The sequence below is a fragment of the Mycobacterium sp. E3298 genome (genome assembly GCF_001666895.1).
Classification (GTDB): Bacteria; Actinomycetota; Actinomycetes; order Mycobacteriales; family Mycobacteriaceae; genus Mycobacterium.
Window position 1 is genome coordinate 1 of sequence record NZ_LZJB01000584.1, and the last position, 4,170, is coordinate 4,170.

The window sequence follows — 4,170 nt, forward strand, 5'->3', positions numbered from 1 at the left end:
ACGATGCCTGGCACGGGCTGAGTGTCAACGGTCCGCTGGCGCGCTCGGTGCTCGATGCCGCGATGTTTCTCGATGCGACGTCGACGGTGCCGGGGCCCGAGGGTGAGTTCGTGGCGGCGGCGACCCGTGCGCCCGGAAGGCTGCGGATCGCCCTGAGCACCAAGTCGCCGACGCCGCTGCCGGTCAGGGTCGGCAATCCGCAGCTGGCGGCGGTCGAACAGGCCGGCGCGTTGCTGCGCGACCTGGGCCACGAGGTGATCACCGCCGACCCCGACTATCCACCGTCGGCCATCATGACCAATTACCTGCCGCGCTATCTGCGCGGCATCAGCGACGACGCCGATTCGCTACCGCACCCCGAACGCCTGGAAGCCCGGACCCGCAACCTGGCCCGCGCCGGTTCGTTCTTCTCGGATCACCGCATGACCGCCCTCCGCGAGGCGGAGCCGGCGGTGACCGCCCGGATCCAATCGATCTTCGACGACGTCGACGTCGTCCTCACGCCGGGCAACGCGACCGGCCCCTCACGCATCGGCGCCTACCAACGCCGCGGCGCGGTGTGGACGCTGCTGGCGGTGGCGCAGCGGGTGCCCTACCAACAGGTCTGGAACCTGACCGGCCAACCCGCCGCGGCCGTGCCGTGGGATTTCGACGGTGACGGCCTGCCGATCGCCGTGCAGCTGGTGGGCCGCCCCTACGACGAGGCGACCCTGTTGTCGTTGGCCGCGCAGATCGAATCCGCCCGGCCGTGGGCGCACCGCCGTCCGCCGGTGTCATAACGGCTGCGCCTCATCGATTGCGCCGGCCCCATCGCCGGGCTTCGCCGCGCTCGCGTTCGACGCGATTTCGCGCCAGGCGGCCAGCTTGGTGTCCGGCGGCACGGCGTGCGCCGGGCTCGTGGACGGCAGCCGCCGGTACTGGACCCGCTCGTCGGCCTGGGCCAGCCTGCAGTAAAGCTCGGCGGCCTTGGCGCCGTTGAAGTACACCCGCGCGATGGCGGGATACCGAGCGTACAGTCCGCGGAAGTCGTTGACCACCAAGCTTTTCGGTTCGATCGCCGAGTCCGCGCTGCCGGCGCGGCGGCATGCGCGCACCACGTCCCAGAGGGCCACACCGGCCGATTGCAGCGCGGCCAGCCGCGTTTCGTAGGGCGCGGCCGGGTCGAAGCCGAACAGCTCTGCGGTGATCGGCCAGAACGCATTTCGCGGATTGGCGTAGTAGTGACCCACCGCCAGGGATTGCACGCTGGGAAACGACCCCAGGATCAGCACGCGGGCGCGCTCGTCGACGACAGGCGGGAATCCCCGCAACAGTGGTGCGCTCATCGCTTCACATCATGGCGCGCGTTGTACGTTGGCGAAGTGGAGGACGACGGTCACAACGGCGCCGGCCCGCACATCGAGGATCTGCTCGACGGACTCGAGGGCAGCGCACGCACCGAGCGGGCGGAATTGGTGGAGTGGCTCCTGGAGCAGGGCATCACTCCGGAGGAGATCAGGACGACCAATCCGCCACTGCTGCTGGCGACCCGCCACCTCATCGGTGACGACGGCACCTACGTGTCCACCCGGGAGATCAGCGAGACCCACGGCATCGACCTGGGCCTGCTGCAGCAGGTGCAGCGGGCGATCGGTCTGGCGCGAATCGACGACCCCGACGCCGTCGTCCATATGCGCGCCGACGGTGAAGCCGCCGCCTACGCCCAGCGTTTCGTCGAGCTGGGCCTGGACGCCGAGCAGGTGGTGCTGGTGGTCCGGGTCCTCGCCGAAGGCCTGTCGCGCGCGGCCGAGGTCATGCGCTACACCGCCCTCTCGGCGATCATGCGGCCCGGCGCCACCGAGCTCGAAATCGCGAAGGCCTCGAAGGCGTTGGTGAGCGAGATCGCACCGCAGCTGGGCCCGATGATCCAGCACATGTTGTTCCTGCAGCTGCGCCACATGATGGAGACCGAGGCGGTCAACGCCGCGGAGCGCGCCGCCGGCCAGCCGCTGCCGGGGGCGCGCGCGATCACCGTCGCGTTCGCCGACCTCGTCGGTTTCACCCGGATCGGCGAGGTGGTTTCCGCGGAGGAATTGGGGCATCTGGCCAACCGGCTCGCGGCGCTGGCCCGAGACGTCACGGTCCCGCCCGTGCGCTTCATCAAGACGATCGGCGACGCGGTGATGTTCGTCTGCCCCGACCCGCTGCCCATGCTCGACGTGGTCTTGAAGCTCGTGGACGCCGTCGACTCGGACAACGATTTCCCGCGGCTGCGGGCGGGCGTGGCCTCCGGCATGGCGGTGAGCCGGGCGGGGGACTGGTTCGGCAGCCCGGTCAACGTCGCCAGCCGGGTCACCAGCGTGGCGCGCCCGGGCACCGTGCTCGCGGCGGATTCGGTCTGGGAGACGGTCGGTGACACCGGCGAGTTCAACGGCTCGTTCGCCGGTGCGCGCCGCCTCAAAGGCATCAAGAACGAGGTGAAGCTGTTCCGGATTCGTCGCGGCGACGGATCCAACGGCGACGACTGATATGGGAATGCTGCCGGAATGCTGCCGACATGGGCAGGCCCGGACGACACTAGGGGGCGTTTGACTCCGTCATGCGCGGGTCCTACGCGGCCGGTTTTCTACCCTGACTTCCGGCGCTTGGAATTGGTCGTTTCCGGGCCTGCTTCGCTACCAAAAATACAACTTTGATCAGCCCATATCAACGGTTTTTGGGCAGTCGGATCGGGGCTTGGCGCGGGGCCGCGTCGTGGCGACGGGTTCGCCGGGGGCGAACACGGTTCCCTTGCAGGTGCAACGATGTAATCATGTAATTATGAAATCGCACCACACGCACGGCCGGCGCTACGGCCGCCCCGGCGGCTGGCAGCAGGCCCAGCAACCCGACGCCAGCGACGCCGCCGAATGGTTCGCCGGACGCCTGCCCGAGAGCTGGTTCGACGGCGATCCGACGGTCGTCGTCGACCGCGAAGAGATCACCGTCATCGGACGGCTGCCTGAGCTCGAGGGCTCGGAGAAGGAAGAAAGCGAGGCCCGCGCCGAAGGACGCGCGTCGCGGTTCCGCGAGGAAACCCGTTCGGAGCGAATGCGCATCGCCGACGAGGCGCAGGATCGCTATGGTCGCAAGGTTTCCTGGGGCGTCGAGGTCGGGTCGAAATCCGGCTCGGAGCGAATCCTGTTCACTCACATCGCGGTACCGGTGATGACGCGCTTGAAGCAACCGGAACGGCAAGTGCTCGACACGCTGGTCGACGCCGGCGTCGCCCGGTCGCGTGCCGACGCCCTCGCCTGGTCGGTCAAGCTGGTCGGCGAACACGCCGAAGAATGGCTTGCCAAGCTACGCAACGCCATGTCGGCCGTCGACGACTTGCGCGCCGAAGGGCCGGACCTCCAGTCGTAGGCGAAAAGCGCGCTGCGCCTTGGGTTTAGGGCTCGCTACCCGTTGTCGACTTTCGCGACGATCTTGTCGACGATCTGGGTGCCCTGATCGCTGATGTGGTATCCGCAGGCGTTGACGTCGACGACGACGTTGTTGGCCGCGCTCATCGCGCGCTGGCACTCCCAGCCGTCGGCGCCCTCCTGGGTGTCCAGCACCGCGATCTTCGGCGGGTCGCCCTGAATCTGGGCGAACGTCCACCGATACGTCTTGCCCTTGTTCGTCACGGTCACCGTCTTGCCCGCGCAGCCCTTCCACTTTCCCGCCGAGGTCTCCAGGAAAGCCTTCGCCTTGTCGGCGGACGGGAACAGGACAACGGCCTGATTGACCCAATGGTCGTAGTTGTCTCCCGGCTCCGACGACACCAGCCCGCTCACCGCTGAGTAACCGGTGCCCGAGTACACCGGGCTCTGGGTGGTGTACAGCGCGCCCTGGCAGTCGGGCTGCGACACCGTCAGCGACGAGGTGTCCATCGACTGAATGGGCTTGCCGGGCTCCATGGTTGACGATCCCATGACGGAGTTGACGTCCGAGGCGCCGAGCAGAAGCGCGCTGAGGCGCTCGGCGGGTATCGGGTCGGGTGCCGGCGCCGGCTTGGGTCGCACGAGAAACCAGATGCCCACGGCACTGGCGGCGACGACGACGACCAGTGCGGCGACACCGGCGATGATGGGCCAGGGGTTGCGTCGTTTGGGTGGGGGTTGGTTCCAGGCGGGTGCGCCGGTGAATTGGTGCGGGGCGTGTGGTGGG

General features: G+C 68.4%; 5 protein-coding genes. 3 read left to right on the forward strand and 2 right to left on the reverse strand.

Annotated features, from left to right (window positions below; translation table 11 throughout):
• A partial coding sequence (locus A9X05_RS26630; protein WP_255369318.1) for an amidase family protein occupies positions 1-779 on the forward strand: 779 nt, incomplete at its 5' end.
• On the opposite strand, the gene A9X05_RS26635 is transcribed toward A9X05_RS26630, so the two are convergent.
• Positions 774-1,325 (reverse strand): DNA-deoxyinosine glycosylase, encoded by a 552-nt coding sequence (locus tag A9X05_RS26635; protein ID WP_067785154.1) that lies wholly within the window; start codon positions 1,323-1,325, stop codon positions 774-776. The two genes, A9X05_RS26630 and A9X05_RS26635, sit on opposite strands and share 6 nt — an antisense overlap.
• 36 nt (positions 1,326-1,361) lie before the next feature.
• On the opposite strand from A9X05_RS26635, the gene A9X05_RS26640 reads away from it, so the two are divergent.
• A complete protein-coding gene (locus A9X05_RS26640; protein WP_156670166.1) occupies positions 1,362-2,507 on the forward strand; it encodes an adenylate/guanylate cyclase domain-containing protein in 1,146 nt (381 codons plus the stop codon).
• 292 nt (positions 2,508-2,799) lie between these two features.
• Positions 2,800-3,384 (forward strand): hypothetical protein, encoded by a 585-nt coding sequence (locus tag A9X05_RS26645; protein WP_067785157.1) that lies wholly within the window; start codon positions 2,800-2,802, stop codon positions 3,382-3,384.
• Between the two features lie 35 nt (positions 3,385-3,419).
• Here the strand turns inward: A9X05_RS26645 and A9X05_RS26650 are convergent.
• Positions 3,420-4,170: sensor domain-containing protein (locus A9X05_RS26650; protein ID WP_197499214.1), on the reverse strand; the 751-nt coding region annotated here is incomplete at its 5' end.

What these genes read in the sequence shown, in the direction of transcription:
- A9X05_RS26635 (WP_067785154.1), bottom strand. Translation starts at nt 1,325, where the DNA reads ATGAGCGCACCACTGTTGCGGGGATTCCCGCCTGTCGTCGACGAGCGC.
- A9X05_RS26645 (WP_067785157.1), top strand. Translation starts at nt 2,800, where the DNA reads ATGAAATCGCACCACACGCACGGCCGGCGCTACGGCCGCCCCGGCGGC.